At 58.3% G+C, this 15104-nt stretch carries 13 protein-coding genes; 2 read left to right on the plus strand and 11 right to left on the minus strand.

Annotation, left to right across the window (positions count from 1 at the left end; all coding sequences use genetic code 11):
• Positions 1 to 7: 7 nt before the first annotated feature.
• From ABYA88_RS01715 to ABYA88_RS01735, 5 genes are all read right to left on the minus strand, one after another.
• Positions 8 to 1252 (minus strand): aminotransferase class V-fold PLP-dependent enzyme, encoded by a 1245-nt coding sequence (locus ABYA88_RS01715; protein ID WP_373184892.1) that lies wholly within the window; start codon positions 1250 to 1252, stop codon positions 8 to 10.
• Positions 1245 to 2555, minus strand: coding sequence for a Fe-S cluster assembly protein SufD (gene sufD / locus ABYA88_RS01720; RefSeq protein WP_373184894.1), 1311 nt, complete (start codon positions 2553 to 2555; stop codon positions 1245 to 1247). Before sufD ends, ABYA88_RS01715 begins: the two co-directional genes overlap by 8 nt.
• A gap of 5 nt (positions 2556 to 2560) precedes the next feature.
• Complete coding sequence (sufC, locus tag ABYA88_RS01725) at positions 2561 to 3310, minus strand: Fe-S cluster assembly ATPase SufC (protein WP_373184896.1); 750 nt, start codon at positions 3308 to 3310, stop codon at positions 2561 to 2563.
• Positions 3311 to 3368: 58 nt separating this feature from the next.
• On the minus strand, positions 3369 to 4805 hold the full coding sequence (sufB, locus tag ABYA88_RS01730; protein WP_373184898.1) for a Fe-S cluster assembly protein SufB: 1437 nt from the start codon (positions 4803 to 4805) through the stop codon (positions 3369 to 3371).
• 119 nt (positions 4806 to 4924) lie between these two features.
• Positions 4925 to 5413 carry a Fe-S cluster assembly transcription factor gene (locus ABYA88_RS01735; RefSeq protein WP_373184900.1) on the minus strand — a complete coding sequence of 163 codons (489 nt, stop codon included), beginning with the start codon at positions 5411 to 5413 and terminating at the stop codon, positions 4925 to 4927.
• Between the two features lie 312 nt (positions 5414 to 5725).
• Between ABYA88_RS01735 and ABYA88_RS01740 the strand changes: the two genes are divergently transcribed.
• Positions 5726 to 7162 (plus strand): aldehyde dehydrogenase family protein, encoded by a 1437-nt coding sequence (locus tag ABYA88_RS01740; protein ID WP_373184902.1) that lies wholly within the window; start codon positions 5726 to 5728, stop codon positions 7160 to 7162.
• A gap of 154 nt (positions 7163 to 7316) precedes the next feature.
• Here the strand turns inward: ABYA88_RS01740 and ABYA88_RS01745 are convergent, their stop codons facing one another.
• The 6 genes from ABYA88_RS01745 to ABYA88_RS01770 all read right to left on the minus strand — a co-directional run bounded on the left by ABYA88_RS01745 (position 7317) and on the right by ABYA88_RS01770 (position 14438).
• Positions 7317 to 8738, minus strand: a complete 1422-nt coding sequence (locus ABYA88_RS01745) for an NAD(P)(+) transhydrogenase (Re/Si-specific) subunit beta (RefSeq protein ID WP_373184904.1) — start codon at positions 8736 to 8738, stop codon at positions 7317 to 7319.
• Positions 8739 to 8741: 3 nt separating this feature from the next.
• A complete protein-coding gene (locus ABYA88_RS01750; RefSeq protein ID WP_373184906.1) occupies positions 8742 to 9074 on the minus strand; it encodes an NAD(P) transhydrogenase subunit alpha in 333 nt (110 codons plus the stop codon).
• A 2-nt stretch (positions 9075 to 9076) separates the two neighbouring features.
• The gene (locus ABYA88_RS01755; protein ID WP_373184907.1) at positions 9077 to 10207 is read right to left on the minus strand and encodes an NAD(P) transhydrogenase subunit alpha; all 1131 of its coding nucleotides are present in this window, start codon (positions 10205 to 10207) and stop codon (positions 9077 to 9079) included.
• Positions 10208 to 10297: 90 nt separating this feature from the next.
• Entirely contained in the window at positions 10298 to 11119 is an 822-nt protein-coding gene (locus ABYA88_RS01760) for a metal-dependent hydrolase (RefSeq protein ID WP_373184909.1), read from the minus strand.
• Positions 11120 to 11385: 266 nt separating this feature from the next.
• Positions 11386 to 12771 carry a cysteine--tRNA ligase gene (cysS, locus tag ABYA88_RS01765; RefSeq protein ID WP_373184910.1) on the minus strand — a complete coding sequence of 462 codons (1386 nt, stop codon included), beginning with the start codon at positions 12769 to 12771 and terminating at the stop codon, positions 11386 to 11388.
• Complete coding sequence (locus ABYA88_RS01770; RefSeq protein ID WP_373184912.1) at positions 12771 to 14438, minus strand: glutamine--tRNA ligase/YqeY domain fusion protein; 1668 nt, start codon at positions 14436 to 14438, stop codon at positions 12771 to 12773. Before ABYA88_RS01770 ends, cysS begins: the two co-directional genes overlap by 1 nt.
• Positions 14439 to 14601: 163 nt before the next feature.
• On the opposite strand from ABYA88_RS01770, the gene ABYA88_RS01775 reads away from it, so the two are divergent.
• The gene (locus ABYA88_RS01775) at positions 14602 to 15096 is read left to right on the plus strand and encodes a peptidylprolyl isomerase (RefSeq protein WP_373184914.1); all 495 of its coding nucleotides are present in this window, start codon (positions 14602 to 14604) and stop codon (positions 15094 to 15096) included.
• Positions 15097 to 15104 lie beyond the last annotated feature (8 nt).

The following is a 15104-nucleotide window of genomic DNA, read 5'->3' on the forward strand; positions in this document are numbered from 1 at the left end:
ATGACTCCTATAGGAACTGTCTGACCTTGGCCAATGCCTCGAACAAGCGATCAACATCGGCGAAGGTATTGTAGATACTGAAACTGGCGCGCACGGTGCCCGGAATGCCGAACTGGTCCATGATCGGCTGGGCACAATGGTTGCCGGTGCGAACCGCGACGCCTTGCTGATCAAGCAGCGTGCCCACATCGTGTGGGTGCGCGCCCTCTAGCAGAAAGCTCATCACCGCGGTCTTGTTCTTTGCCGTGCCCACCAGTTGCAAACCGGGTGTATCCAGCGCGCGCTGTTGGGCATAGGCGAGCAATGCATCCTCATGGGCTGCGGCGCCCTCGCGGTCCAGCGCCTGGACATAATCCACCGCGGCGCCGAGGCCGATCACACTGGCAATATCCGGCGTACCGGCTTCGAACTTGTAGGGCAGCTGGTTGTAAGTGGTCCCATCAAAACTGACCGACTCGATCATCTCACCACCACCCTGATACGGACTCATGTTCTCAAGCAACTCCAGGCGACCATAGAGCACGCCGAGGCCCGTAGGGCCAAAGAGTTTATGCGCCGAGAATACATAAAAATCACAATCCAGTGCCTGTACGTCGACCGGCCAGTGACTTATCGCCTGGGCGCCGTCGAGAAGACAGAGCGCGCCATGCTCATGGGCAAGTTTGACGATATCCTCGACCGGATTGATGCTGCCGAAGGCGTTGGATACGTGCCCACAGGCAACCATCCGCACGCGATCGTCGAGCATTGCGGCAAAAGCCTGCATATCAATTGTGCCGGTGCTATCCACTGGTATCGCTTCAACCGTGGCCCCAACCTCGGCAGCAACCATCTGCCAGGGCACGATATTGGAATGGTGCTCCATCGCCGATACCAGTATCCGGTCGCCCTTTCCCAGGTTTGCCCTGCCCCAGCTGGCAGCCACCAGATTAATGCTTTCGGTGGTGCCGCGCGTCCAGATTATCTGGCGTGCTTCCGGCGCATTGATGAACTTCGCTACCTTGCTGCGCGCCGCTTCGAATTTCTCCGTAGCGCGCTCGGCCAGTGCGTGGGCACCGCGGTGTACATTGCTGTTGTCTTGCTGATAATAATCGACGATCGCCTGAATAACCGCCCGGGGCTTCTGCGTGGTCGCCGCATTATCCAGATAGACCAGCGGATGACCGTTGACCTCCTGATGCAGGATCGGAAAATCCGCCCGCACACGCTCGGCATCAAAGGCTGTAGCTGTCTTCAGCGCCGAATCAGTCATAGGCCAATTGTCCTATCTTGCCGCTCTTGCGGCCAAAAAGTTCGGCCAGGCGCGGTCGCAGATAATGCTGGATCGCCGGCTCCGGCACTTCGTTGAGCAGCTCGTTGATGAAACCGAAACTGAGCATGCTCATCGCCTCCGCATGCGATACACCACGGCTCTGCAGATAGAACAGGGACGTTTCGTTCAGCTGGCTAATGGTCGCGCCATGGGCGCAGCGCACGTCATCGGCGTAGATCTCCAGTTCAGGCTTGGTATTGATCTCGGCATTGTGCGAGGTGAGCAGGTTCTTGTTGCTCAGCTCGGCCAGAGTCTTCTGGGCATGGGGATGAATATGAATACGCCCGTTGAACACAGCCTTGGACGAATCACCGACGATGCCGCGAAACACTTCGTTGGTGGTGCAATGCGGTACGCAGTGCTCAACATTGGTGTGGTAGTCGATCAACTGCTTGTTGCGCGGCAGATAAACGCCATGCAGCTCCAGATGAGCACCTTCGCCACGGTGGTTGACCTGGTAATCAATGCGCTTCAGCCGGCTGCCCTGGGCAATCGTGAAACCATAGAAGCGCGCCGCCCGGTGCAGATCCACATGCACGCCACCGACGTGCAGCAGGTCTTCCTGCTCCAGGTTTATACGGTAATGCTGAACCTGGGCGTTGTTGCCCACCACCACTTCGGTGAGGCAATTGACAAAGCCATTCTGCTTCGCGTCACTGGATACGTAATGCTCAATCACTTCCGCCTGGCTGTTTTCTTCCAGCACCACCAACACCCGCTGGTTGCTGATGGCCGGCTCGGCGCCGGGAGTGGCTACGTTGATAACGTAGACCGGTTTGGCCAGTTTCTCGCCGCGCGGTACATGGATAAGCAGGCCGTCTGTAGTCCAGGCATTGCTCAGGGCTGCAAACAGGTGTCGGCCAGAATCAACTACGGCGCCCAGGTGCTGCTGCACCAGCGCCTGCTGGTCGGCATCGGTGTCGGCAAACTGAACGACGCCGACGGGTAGCGGACTGGACTCGGCAGGCACAAACTGGCCGTTGACGAAAACCAGCCGGGTCGCGTCCATATCCTCGATAGGTTCGATATCCTGCTTCCACTCGACGCCTTCGGAGGAACCCCAGCTACCTGCGGCTGCAGTTTGCAGCGGAGTCAATGGAGTGTACTTCCAGTGTTCGGTCTTGCGGCCGGGCCAGGGAGCGGCGGACCAGCTGTCTGCGCCCTTGCGCCGCAGGCTGTTCAACCACTCGGGGCTTTTTTGCTGGGCAGCGAGTTCGAGCGCCCTGTTCTGAAAATCCGTCATGGTTATCAGGCTACCTCTTCTTCAAGCCAGGCATAGCCCTTGGCTTCGAGCTCCAGAGCCAGGCTCTTGTCACCGGACTTGACGATCCGGCCACCGGCCAGCACATGCACATAATCAGGCACGATGTAGTCGAGCAGACGCTGGTAGTGGGTAACCACGATAAAGCTGCGCTTGCCGTCGCGCAGGCTGTTGACGCCGTCGGCAACCAGTTGCAGGGCGTCGATATCCAGCCCGGAGTCGGTCTCGTCGAGAATGCACAGATCCGGCTCGAGCATCATCATCTGCATCAACTCGTTGCGCTTCTTCTCGCCGCCGGAGAACCCTTCGTTGACGCCACGCTTGAGAAAGCTGGCCGGGAGGTCCACACGCTTGCTGGTTTCACGCGCCAGTTTCATGAAGTCGACTGCGGAAAGTTCGGGCAGGCCGGCGTGCTTGCGCCGGGCGTCGAGGGAGACCTTTAGAAACTCCATGTTGCTGACACCCGGAATTTCCACCGGATACTGAAATGCCAGAAACAGCCCCTCGCGGGCGCGCTCCTCGGTATCCATCTCAAGCAGGTCATGGCCCTTGTAGGTTATCGAGCCGGCAGTTGCTTCGTAGCCCGGACGGCCCGCCAGAACGTTGCCAAGCGTGCTCTTGCCGGAGCCGTTGGGCCCCATGATCGCATGTATCTCGCCCGGCTTGATTTCGATATCCAGGCCTTTGAGGATATCTATTTGCTCAACTTTAGCGTGCAACCCTTTGACTGATAACATATTTGATGCCCAATAACTGTGTGAAATTTATACGTTCGAAGCGGACTGGAAGTCGGGATCAACCCACCGAGCCTTCCAGGCTAACCTCGAGCAATTTGCCTGCCTCGACCGCGAACTCCATCGGCAGCTCCTTGAATACCTCGCGGCAGAAACCGTTGACGATCATCGAGATCGCCTTCTCGGCGTCAAGCCCACGCTGCTGGCAGAGGAACATCTGGTCATCACTCACCTTGGAGGTAGTGGCTTCGTGTTCGACTACTGCGGTCGGATTGCGGCTTTCTATATAGGGGAAGGTGTGAGCACCGCAACGGTCACCAATCAACAGCGAGTCACACTGGGTAAAGTTTCGTGCTCCATCGGCGCCCGGATTGAAGCGCACCAGACCGCGATAGGAGCTGTTGCTCTGACCGGCGGAGATACCCTTGGCGATGATCGTGGACTTGGTATTCTTGCCCAGATGGATCATCTTGGTGCCGGTATCGGCCTGCTGGAAATTGTTGGTCAGCGCGACCGAATAGAACTCGCCGACGCTGTTGTCACCCTTGAGGATACAGCTGGGGTATTTCCAGGTAACCGCCGAGCCGGTTTCCACCTGCGTCCAGGAGATCTTCGCATTGGTATGGCAGATACCGCGCTTGGTCACGAAGTTGTAGATCCCGCCCTTGCCTTCGGCGTTACCCGGATACCAGTTCTGCACCGTCGAATACTTGATGGTCGCATCGTCCAGTGCCACCAGCTCGACAACCGCAGCATGCAGTTGATTTTCGTCGCGCATCGGCGCGGTACAGCCCTCGAGATAGCTAACGTGCGAGCCTTCCTCGGCGATAATCAACGTACGCTCGAACTGCCCGGTGTTCATCTCGTTGATGCGGAAGTAGGTAGACAGCTCCATCGGACACCGCACACCCTTGGGAATGTAGACGAAGGAGCCATCGGAGAACACCGCTGAGTTCAGCGCCGCGTAATAGTTGTCCTTCTGCGGGACCACACTACCCAGGTATTTCTTCACCAGTTCGGGGCAGCGATGCACCGCTTCGCTGATCGGGCAGAAAATCACCCCGGCTTCTTCCAGCTTGGCGCGGAAGGTGGTCACCACGGAAACCGAATCAAATACCGCATCGACCGCCACGCCAGCGAGCATTTCCTGTTCGTGCAGCGGAATGCCGAGCTTTTCGTAGGTGGCGATCAGTTCGGGATCGACTTCCGAGAGGCTCTTGGGCTTGTCGGCCATGCTCTTGGGCGAAGAGAAGTATGAAATCGACTGGAAGTCGATCTCTGGATAATGCACATGGGCCCAGGTGGGCTCTTCCATCTCCTGCCAGGCGCGAAACGCTTTCAGGCGCCATTCAAGCAGCCACTCGGGCTCGCCCTTCGTCTCGGAAATGAAGCGCACAACGCTCTCATCGAGACCAGGAGGCAGAGTGTCTGATTCGATGCTGGAATGAAATCCAGCCGCGTAATCATTCTTGATAAGGCTTTCGACTTGTTCAGTCACGGTATCACCTCAGTCAGGCAACGGATGGTCGATACCATCGATTGCTGCTTATTTCAGGCAGCAATGCCGCACACGGTTGCGGTGGGCACTGCATGAATCGGACGGTTCTGGTGACCGTTTCAGATAATACGTTCCAGCGTTGATGCTTTCTGCGTTGCGGCGCCGGCACAACCGCTCTGATCCTGGCGTACCCGCACACGCTGAATGTCTTCACGTGAAACCAGGTCAGCGAGGCTGATATCGCTGAGAAAATCGTGCAGCCTCTCGCTGAGATCCGACCACAAATGGTGGGTCAGGCAGACTTCACCCTGTTGGCAATCACCGCGTCCGAGACAGCGGGTCGCGTCCATCGAATCGTTAACCGCCTCGACAATCTGCGCCACACTGATCGCTGCCGGACCACCGGCCAGGCGATAACCTCCCCCCGGCCCGCGCACGCTTTCGACCAGCCGGCAACGGCGCAACTTGGCAAACAGCTGTTCCAGGTAGGAAATGGAGACACCCTGGCGCTGTGAAATATCCGCCAGCGTGATCGGCCCCTGGGCTTCATGCAGGGCAAGATCGAGCATGGCAGTTACCGCGTAGCGGCCTTTCGTTGTCAGTCGCATTAGCAATTCCGAGCCGGTTGGACATGCCCGCATGATGCAATAGCCAAGCGATTTAGTCAAGTATTAGCCGACTCCCCCGGAGGCTTCAAGCAGCGCATTATAAGGCTATTTCCCTGTATTCAGAAGGCGCCGCAGCGTATCGCCGCGTGTCGAACCGGTGACTCGCGCCGACAGCTTGTGGACCAATTGCATCAGCACAGAAGATGCTCTGTCATCAATGGCAAACAGATAGCGCACAAAGGGGCTGATAGAGGGGCTCGGACAATGCTATCGTCACGGGGATATTCGAAAAGCATAAAAAGGAGTCCATCAATGAGTCACCACCACGAATTCTTCATTAACGGCGAATGGGTCCAGCCCAAGGGCGACAGAACCCTGGACGTAATCAATCCGGCTACCGAGCAAGTCGCGGCCACCATCGCGCTGGGTAACAAGGAAGATGTCGATCTGGCCGTCGAGGCCGCCAGGAATGCCTTTACCACCTTCTCCCAGACCACACGGGAAGAGCGTATCGCGTTGCTGGAAAAGGTCATGGAAGTATTCATGAAGCGCCTGCCCGACGTCGCCGAGGCCATTTCGATCGAGATGGGCGCGCCGGCCAAACTGGCCAAGACCGCACAGGCCCCTTCGGGCATCGGACATTTTTCTGCCGCCCTGGATGCGTTGAAGGAATTCAAGTTCGAAGAAGAAATGGGCACCACGCTGGTCGTCAAGGAGCCTATCGGCGTCTGCGGCCTGATCACCCCATGGAACTGGCCCATGAACCAGATGACCTGCAAGGTCGCCCCTGCGCTGGCAACCGGTTGCACCATGGTGCTCAAGCCTTCCGAAGTTGCTCCCCTGTCCGCTCTTATTCTGGCTGAAATCCTTGAGGAAGCAGGGGTACCGGCTGGCGTGTTCAACCTAGTCAATGGTGACGGACCGACGGTCGGTGCAGCAATGTCCGCCCACCCCGGTATCGACATGATGTCGTTCACCGGCTCGACTGCTGCCGGTCGTATGGTCATGAAGTCCGGCGCAGACACCATCAAGCGTGTAGCCCTGGAACTCGGCGGCAAGTCGGCCAACATCCTTCTCGACGATGTAGATTTCGAGAAGATGGTAGGCCACGCGGTCATGTCGTGCATGAATAATACCGGGCAGTCCTGCAACGCCCCTACCCGTCTGCTGGTCCCCAACAGCCGGATGGATGAAGTGGCCGCCATCGCCAACGCAGTGGCCGCCAAGGTCAAGGCCGGCGATCCGAACGCCAGCGACACGGTAATCGGTCCGGTAGCGTCGGAAACCCAGTGGAAGAAGATCCAGGGCATGATCAAGGACGGCATCGAGGAAGGCGCCAAGCTGGTAACTGGCGGCCCCGATCGCCCCGAAGGCCTGGAAACCGGCTTCTACGTCAAGCCAACCGTGTTCAGCCACGTTACCAACGATATGCATATTGCCCGCGAAGAAATCTTCGGGCCCGTGCTCTCGATCATCGGCTACGAAGATGAAGATGACGCCGTACGCATTGCCAATGATACGGTCTACGGCCTGTCGGGCTATGTATCATCGTCGAATCTGGACCGCGCACGTAACGTGGCTCGCCGCATCCGTACCGGCATGGTGCACCTCAACGGCGCCCCGCTGGACAACAAGGCGCCCTTCGGCGGTTACAAGGAATCGGGGATAGGCCGCGAATGGGGTCACTACGGTTTCGAGGACTTCCTGGAGGTCAAATCGATCTTTGGTTACAACGTCGCTGCCAAGTAAGCGGATGGCCGGGGATTTCCGGCCAATCTCTCAGGCAAACAAAAAAGCCAGCTTGCGCTGGCTTTTTTGTGTTCAGACCTAAACCCGGAATGGATCCCCGCGTTCGCGAGGATGAAGTCTTCCAGCCGCGCTGGCGGCTGAAGAGAGCCACCCATTATCCAAGCGACTTGATCGCTTCGATCATCTGCGCCATCACTTTTTGCGCATCGCCATAGACCATCGAGGTATTGTCGGCGTAGAACAACTCGTTCTCCACACCGGAATAGCCCTTGCCTTGTCCACGTTTGACCACGTAAGCCGTCTGAGCCATATCCACGTTGAGGATCGGCATGCCGTAGATCGGGCTTGACTTCTTGGTTCGCGCTGCCGGGTTCACCACGTCATTGGCACCCAGAACAATAGCCACATCTGCCTGGGCGAAGTCCTCGTTGATGTCTTCCAGGTCGAAGATGATGTCATAGGGTACACCCGCCTCGGCGAGCAACACGTTCATGTGGCCTGGCATGCGTCCGGCAACCGGGTGTATCGCAAAACGCACATCGACACCCTGCTTCTGCAGGAGCTTCACGAACTCGTACAGCTTGTGCTGGGCCTGGGCTACTGCCAGACCGTAACCCGGGACGATGATGACCTTGTTGGCGTAGTACATCGAGATAGCCGCATCGGACGGCTCGGCCGCCTTCATGCTGCCTTCCATTTCGGTATCGCCGTCGTCGGCTGTCTCGCCGAACTGACTGAAGATCACATTGGACACCGGGCGGTTCATCGCCTTCGCCATCATCAGGGTCAGCAGCGTACCCGCTGAGCCAACCACGGTACCGGCAATGATCATCGCCGGGTTCTGCAGCACAAAACCCTCGAAGGCCACAGCCAGACCGGTAAAGGCGTTGTACAGCGAGATCACCACTGGCATGTCGGCCCCGCCGATCGGGTTGGTCAGCATCACGCCCAATACCAGCGACAGGATGAAGAAGATCGACACCAGCGTGATGGACACCTCGCCCGCCAGGCCGGCAGTGGTGATAGCAGCGCCAGCTGCCAGCGCCAGGAAGAACAGCACCGCGTTGATCGCCTGCTGACCTGGCAGACGGATAGTCTTGTTGATCCGCCCGTCCAGCTTGGCCCAGGCAATTAGCGAGCCCGACAACGCGACAGCACCGATCAGACCACCGAGTACTGCCAGGATGGTTACTACCACACCGTGGGATTGCGCATTGCCGGAAAACAGCTCGATGGCTGCAATGGCTGCGGCCGCACCGCCACCCATGCCGTTATACAGCGCCACCATCTGCGGCATGTCGGTCATCGCAACTTTCTTTCCGCTATACCACGCCCAGCCGATACCTATGGACAGCGCGATCACGACGAGCACGAGATTCACCCAGACATGGGGCTGGGCTTTTTCATTGACATCCAGACCGTAGAGGAAGGCAACCGCCACAGCGATAACCATGCCCCAGCCGGCAACAACGATGCCCGAGCGGGCAGTTACCGGACTCGCCATGCGCTTGAGTCCGTAGATGAACAGCAGGGCCGCGATGAAATAAGCCGCTTCGATAATCAGCGTTGTATCCATGACCTATTCCTTATCCGAGGACGGAGCTTTGTCAGCACGTTTGTCGCTGGCCTTGAACATCTGCAACATGCGCTCGGTCACAACGTAACCGCCGGCAGCATTGCCCGCTCCCAGAAGCACGCCAAAGAAGCCGATCACCTGTTCCAGCGGAGTCGCCGCGTTCAGCAGCGCCCACATGGCGCCCACCACGACAATACCGTGAATGAAGTTGGAGCCCGACATCAGCGGGGTGTGCAGGATCGCAGGTACCCGGCCGATGATCTCGTAACCGGTAAAGGCTGCAAGCATGAAGATATACAGGGCAACGAACCCCGTAATGGTGGTTGTAGCATCCATGGTCATTCCCCCGTAGTGGTCTCGACTACCTTTCTGGCAGCCTCGTTCTTGATTTCGCCGTCGTGCGTCAGTACCGCTCCGGCAAGGACCTCGTCTTCCCAGTCAATATTCAGCTCACCGTCCTTGACCATCAACCCGATCAGCGCAAGCAGGTTGCGCGAGTACAACTCGGAGGCGTGCTCGGCGAGGTGACTGGGGATATTCAGGGGTGCAACGATGGTCGCCGGTCCGACTTCGACCGTGTCGCCAGGCTGGGTAAGAGGCGTGTTACCGCCGCCTTCCGCCGCCAGATCGACAATAACGGCGCCGGGTTTCATGCCGCGAATCTGGGATTCACTGATGATTTTCGGGCTGGGGCGACCAGGAATCGAGGCAGTGGTAATCACCGCATCAGCGCTCTGGATGTGGCGGGTCAAGACCTCGTCGACCTTCGCCTGCTCTTCCGCTGTCAGTTCACGGGCGTAACCGCCGGTGCCGCTGGCAGATACACCGGTGTCGACGAACTTGCCGCCCACCGACTCGACCTGCTCTTTAACTTCCGGACGCACGTCGTAACCCTCAACGATCGCACCCAGACGTTTGGCGGTTGCCAGCGCCTGCAAACCGGCTACGCCAGCACCCATTACCAATATCCGCGCCGGACGCAACGAGCCCACGGCGGTTGTCATCATCGGCAGGATACGATTGAGATTGGTCGCGGCAAGCAACGCGGCATAGTAGCCAGCCAGCGCTGCCTGGGAAGATAGTGCGTCCATCGCCTGGGCACGGGTGATACGGGGAACCAGTTCCATCGCAAAACAGGTGATCTTGCGGTCGCGCAGGGCCTGGACGATAGATGCTTCGCGGTGAGCATAGACAAAGCAGCACAGGACGGTGCCCGGCTTCATCTGCTCTATTTCAGCAATGGAAGGGGGCTGAACGCGGAACACCAGATCAACACCCGACGGCGGCTCGGCGACTTTGACGCCCGCGCGCTCGTAGGCCATGTCCGGGATCCGCGCAGCTTCGCCGGCGCCCGGCTGCAAACTGATCTCGATTCCGAGCTTGTTAAGTTTCTCGGCCACCACTGGAACCAGGGCAACGCGCTTTTCGTGCAGTCGGGTTTCCCCGGGTACAAATAGCTGAACAGTCATGACAGACCCTTCGCAACAAAAGATGGCACATCATAGACCATCGTCAGGGTTGTTTGCGAGAGACTGCACTGTTACGGAACAAAGCCCGTTTCAGGCGGGCTGCAGCTCGAATTCACGGGCAACCTGTTCCATCAGCTGCGCATTGTCATGCTGCCATGGATGAAAATCATCCTTGTAGAAGTCCCGGTAAGCCGGGATCAGCCGGGTAAAGAGTCCTTTTGGCCCCCATAACCAGAGCATGCCATTCCACCAGGTGGCCGGAGTGAGCTTGCCGTCCTTCCTGAGCATGTGCAGTGTGCCCTTGGTGACATCCTTGAGAAAAAAGAATGTCGCCTGTCGCATAGCCTTGCGCAGTATCTTTCTGTCGCCAGATACCTGCATGTAGACATCGAATGCCACGGCCTTGTGCTCGGTTTCTTCCAGCGCATGCCAGCGCCAGAGCCTCTGCATTTCCGGATCGGCCCCGTCTATCCATTCCGGCTCACTGAGCAGCGCGTTGGCCAGAATCGCGGTGAAATGCTCCATCGCGACGGTCCCGGCAAGCTGGCGCTCTGGCGAGAACTGCTTCTGCACAAACCGGATGCGGCGCTTGACCGGCATTTCCAGACGGTCGATGTCGTAGCCAAGCGCACGCAGCCGGTTGTTGTAATCGATATGTTCCCGGCTGTGATGGCCTTCCTGGCCGATAAAACCGCGGATCTGCTCCAATAGCGCCGGATCGGAGATGCGGTCACGGAACTGCCGCACCGAGTCGATGAAATAACGTTCCCCATCGGGAAAAAGCACCGACATCGCATTAAAGAAATGCGTCTTGAACGGGTCATTGTCATGCCAGTGGCGTGGCAGGGGATCGGGCAGACCGAAATCCATGCGGCGCGGGCGAATGTGCAGATTGGCGGGCGTAAGGCTCATGACAACTCCTGGTGCTGGAAGGGCTCCATGCCCTTTTCTTGGTGTATACCAATATTAGGCTGACAGATTGTCAAAAAACAGGTCGGATACAGCCATTTGCGATGGCGTAAATGGCGCTAATCGAAGAAAAGTTGCGCGCGGCTGGCCCTTTGCAACTCGCAGACCAGGGTAAGAAAGTAACCCTTGCGAACCAACCTGTTCAGGAAATAGAAACGGCGGCCATCAGGCCGCCGTTTTTTTCACACAAGACTCTCGGAAGCGTGCTTTCAGTCCTTGAAACGCCAGGTAGTGCCACCCTTGCCATCTTCCAGCACCACGCCCATCGCTGTCAGCTCATCGCGTATGCGATCGGACTCGGCCCAGTTCTTGTCCGCACGGGCCTGCAGGCGCGCCTTGATCAGGGTATCTACCTCTGCAGCGTCTACCTTGCCACTGCCGCCAGCCTGCAGAAACATGTCGGGGTCCAGCTGCAGCAGACCCAGATTGTCCGCAAGCTGGCGCAGGCGCGCAGCCAACGCTGCGGCAGCCTCAACATCGCTATCTTTCAGACGATTGATCTCGCGCACCATATCAAACAGTACGGCGCAGGCTTCTGGAGTATTGAAGTCGTCATCCATCGCTGCGCCAAAGCGCCCGACAAACTCATCGCCGCCGGCAGCAGCGGTTTCCGGCAACCCCTTGAGCGCATGATAGAAACGCTCAAGCGCACCCCGGGCTTCCTTGAGATTCTCCTCGGAATAGTTGATCGCGCTGCGATACTGGCTGGACACCAGCAAATAGCGCACTACCTCCGGGTGATATTTTTCCAGCACCTCACGGATGGTGAAGAAGTTGCCCAGTGACTTGGACATCTTCTCGCCATCAACGCGCACCGCACCGGCATGCATCCAGGCCATCGCGTAGGGCTTTTCATTGGCCGCTTCGCTCTGCGCTATCTCATTCTCATGGTGCGGAAAAACCAGGTCCGGCCCGCCGCCATGGATGTCAAAGGTGTCACCCAGGCAACAGTTGGACATCACCGAACACTCGATATGCCAGCCGGGACGACCTTCGCCCCAGGGCGACTGCCAGCTGGGCTCACCCGGTTTGACCGCCTTCCAGAGCACGAAATCCAGGGGATCTTCCTTGGCCTCATCCACTTCTACCCGAGCGCCGGATCGCAGATCTTCAATCTTCTTGCGCGAGAGCTTGCCGTAGCCATCAAACTTGCCAACGCGGTAATACACGTCGCCATTGCCCGGCGCATAGGCATAACCCTTGTCGATCAGCGTCTGGATCATCGCATGCATGCCCGGCACGTGGTCGCTGGCACGCGGCTCCATGTCCGGGCGCAGCACGTTCAGCCGGGTCTCGTCTTCGTGCATCGCGTCGATCATACGATTGGTCAGCACCTGGAAGGTCTCACCATTATCGTTGGCGCGGCGGATGATCTTGTCGTCGATATCGGTGATGTTGCGCACGTAGGTCAGCTTGTAGCCGCGAAAACGTAACCAGCGGGCGACCACATCAAAGGCCACCATCACCCGCGCATGGCCAATATGGCAGTAGTCGTACACGGTCATGCCGCACACGTACAGCCGCACATGATTCTCTTCCAGTGGCGTGAGCGGCGCCTTGGTCTTGGTCAGCGTGTTGTAGATCGACAGCCCCATTATTGCCCCCAGGAATCGCGCAGAGTCACAGTACGGTTGAACACCAGGTGATCGGGTCGTGAATCCTTGCTGTCGACGCAGAAATAACCTTCGCGCTCAAACTGGAAGCGCTCCTCGGCTGTTGCCGTTGCTAGCGACGGCTCCGCACGGCAGCCGTTCAGCACAACCAGGGATTCGGGATTGATGTTCTCCAGGAAAGTACCGCCCTCCTCGCTCTTGTCCGGATTGGGCGCGCGGAACAGGCGATCGTACAGGCGCACTTCGCACTCCAGGCTCTGCGCCGCCGGCACCCAGTGAACCACACCCTTGACCTTCCGGCCTTCGGGGTTCTTGCCCAATGTTTCCGGATCGTAGGAACACAGCAGTTCGACAATGTTGCCCTCGGCATCGGTTACTGCTTCATCCGCGCGGATCACGTAACTGCCGCGCAGGCGCACTTCACCGCCCGGAACCAGGCGTTTGTAACCCTTGGGTGGCTCGACCATGAAATCATCCTGGTCGATATAGATTTCGCGGCTGAAGGGCAGCTTGCGGGTACCGATATCGGCCTTGGGATGCCGCGGCAGATGCAATTCTTCGGTCTGATTTTCCGGGTAGTTGGTGATGGTCACCTTGAGTGGGCGCAGCACGCACATTGCCCGCGGCGCATTGGCGTCCAGATCGTCACGGATACAGAATTCGAGCACGCCCATGTCAACCACCGCATCGGAACGGGTCACGCCGATCCGCTCACAGAAATCACGCAATGAGCCGGGGGTATAACCGCGGCGGCGGAAGGCGCTGAGCGTGGACATACGAGGATCATCCCAGCCGTCCACGTGCCCCTCGTCGACCAGTTGCTTGAGCTTGCGCTTGCTGGTGATCGTGTAATTGAGGTTCAGCCGCGCGAACTCGTACTGACGGGGCAACGCCTGGATCGGCAGGTTGTTCAGGAACCATTCGTACAGCGGCCGATGATCCTCGAACTCCAGGGTACAGATCGAGTGGGTTACGCCCTCGATCGCATCGGACTGGCCGTGGGTAAAGTCGTAGCTCGGATACACGCACCACTTGTCGCCCGTCTGGTGATGGTGGGCATGGCGAATACGGTAAAGGATCGGGTCGCGCAGGTTCATGTTCGGCGCAGCCATGTCGATCTTCGCCCGCAACGCCTTGGCGCCATCGGGAAACTCACCGGCAGTCATGCGCGCGAAAAGGTCAAGATTCTCTTCAATGCTGCGGTCGCGGAACGGGCTGTTCTTGCCCGGCTCGGTCAGATTGCCGCGGTACTCGCGGGCCTGCTCGGGTGTCAGGTCGCATACATAGGCCTTGCCGGCACGGACAAGCTCGATAGCCCAGGCGTGCAGCTGGTCGAAGTAGTCCGAGGCGTAACGAACCTTGCCCTTCCATTGAAAGCCCAGCCACTCGACGTCCTGCTTGATCGCGTCGATATATTCCTGCTCTTCCTTGGCCGGATTGGTGTCGTCAAATCGCAGATGACAGTCGCCGCCAAACTCTTCGGCCAGCCCGAAGTTCAGACAGATCGACTTGGCGTGGCCTATATGCAGGTAGCCGTTGGGCTCGGGCGGGAAACGGGTGACGATCCTGTCGTGTTTGCCGCTCTCCAGATCGGCGCGGACAAGCTGGCGCAGGAAGTGTGCGGGTGCGGTGGTTTCCGGTTTGTTCATAGGGTTTGCAAGACTCGATACGGGTGAAGCCGCCGGGGCTTCACGGATTTTGGCTAGGCCATGTCGGCCAAAACGCTTATCATACCGCAAAGTGTCAAGCGCCTGAACGCAGTATGCGTGTTGGCGCAAGGCAGAATGCAAATCTAGCCCGAGGACTGAGCATATGGTCAAGCTGCACACCAATTACGGCGTCATCACCCTGGAACTGTTTGAAGACAAGGCGCCGAAAACAGTCGAGAACTTCAAGCAATATGTCCGCGAAGGCCATTACGACAACACCATCTTCCATCGCGTCATCCCCAACTTCATGGTCCAGGGTGGCGGTTTCGAACCCGGAATGAAGCAGAAGGACACCCGCTCGCAGATCAAGAACGAGGCTAATAACGGCGTCAGCAACAACGCCGGTACCGTCGCGATGGCACGCACCATGGAGCCACACTCGGCCAGCGCCCAGTTCTTCATCAATGTGGCCGATAACGACTTCCTCAATCACAGCGCCGAAACCGTTCAGGGCTGGGGTTACGCGGTATTCGGCAAGGTCAGCGAAGGCATGGACGTGGTCGAGAAGATCAAGGCCGTCCCAACCACGATGCGTGCTGGTCACCAGGACGTGCCTGCCGAAGACGTGATCATCGAGCGCGCAGAACTGGTCGAGTAAACGCCTGG

Origin of the sequence: Halopseudomonas sp. (assembly GCF_041579695.1) — a bacterium.
Classification (GTDB): domain Bacteria; phylum Pseudomonadota; class Gammaproteobacteria; order Pseudomonadales; family Pseudomonadaceae; genus Halopseudomonas.

Bases quoted from the DNA above. Each gene is read 5' to 3' on its own strand.
- ABYA88_RS01715 (WP_373184892.1), bottom strand. From the start codon at position 1,252: ATGACTGATTCGGCGCTGAAGACAGCTACAGCCTTTGATGCCGAGCGT.
- sufD (WP_373184894.1), bottom strand. From the start codon at position 2,555: ATGACGGATTTTCAGAACAGGGCGCTCGAACTCGCTGCCCAGCAAAAA.
- sufC (WP_373184896.1), bottom strand. From the start codon at position 3,310: ATGTTATCAGTCAAAGGGTTGCACGCTAAAGTTGAGCAAATAGATATC.
- ABYA88_RS01735 (WP_373184900.1), bottom strand. From the start codon at position 5,413: ATGCGACTGACAACGAAAGGCCGCTACGCGGTAACTGCCATGCTCGAT.
- ABYA88_RS01740 (WP_373184902.1), top strand. From the start codon at position 5,726: ATGAGTCACCACCACGAATTCTTCATTAACGGCGAATGGGTCCAGCCC.
- ABYA88_RS01745 (WP_373184904.1), bottom strand. From the start codon at position 8,738: ATGGATACAACGCTGATTATCGAAGCGGCTTATTTCATCGCGGCCCTG.
- ABYA88_RS01750 (WP_373184906.1), bottom strand. From the start codon at position 9,074: ATGGATGCTACAACCACCATTACGGGGTTCGTTGCCCTGTATATCTTC.
- ABYA88_RS01755 (WP_373184907.1), bottom strand. From the start codon at position 10,207: ATGACTGTTCAGCTATTTGTACCCGGGGAAACCCGACTGCACGAAAAG.
- ABYA88_RS01760 (WP_373184909.1), bottom strand. From the start codon at position 11,119: ATGAGCCTTACGCCCGCCAATCTGCACATTCGCCCGCGCCGCATGGAT.
- cysS (WP_373184910.1), bottom strand. From the start codon at position 12,771: ATGGGGCTGTCGATCTACAACACGCTGACCAAGACCAAGGCGCCGCTC.
- ABYA88_RS01770 (WP_373184912.1), bottom strand. From the start codon at position 14,438: ATGAACAAACCGGAAACCACCGCACCCGCACACTTCCTGCGCCAGCTT.
- ABYA88_RS01775 (WP_373184914.1), top strand. From the start codon at position 14,602: ATGGTCAAGCTGCACACCAATTACGGCGTCATCACCCTGGAACTGTTT.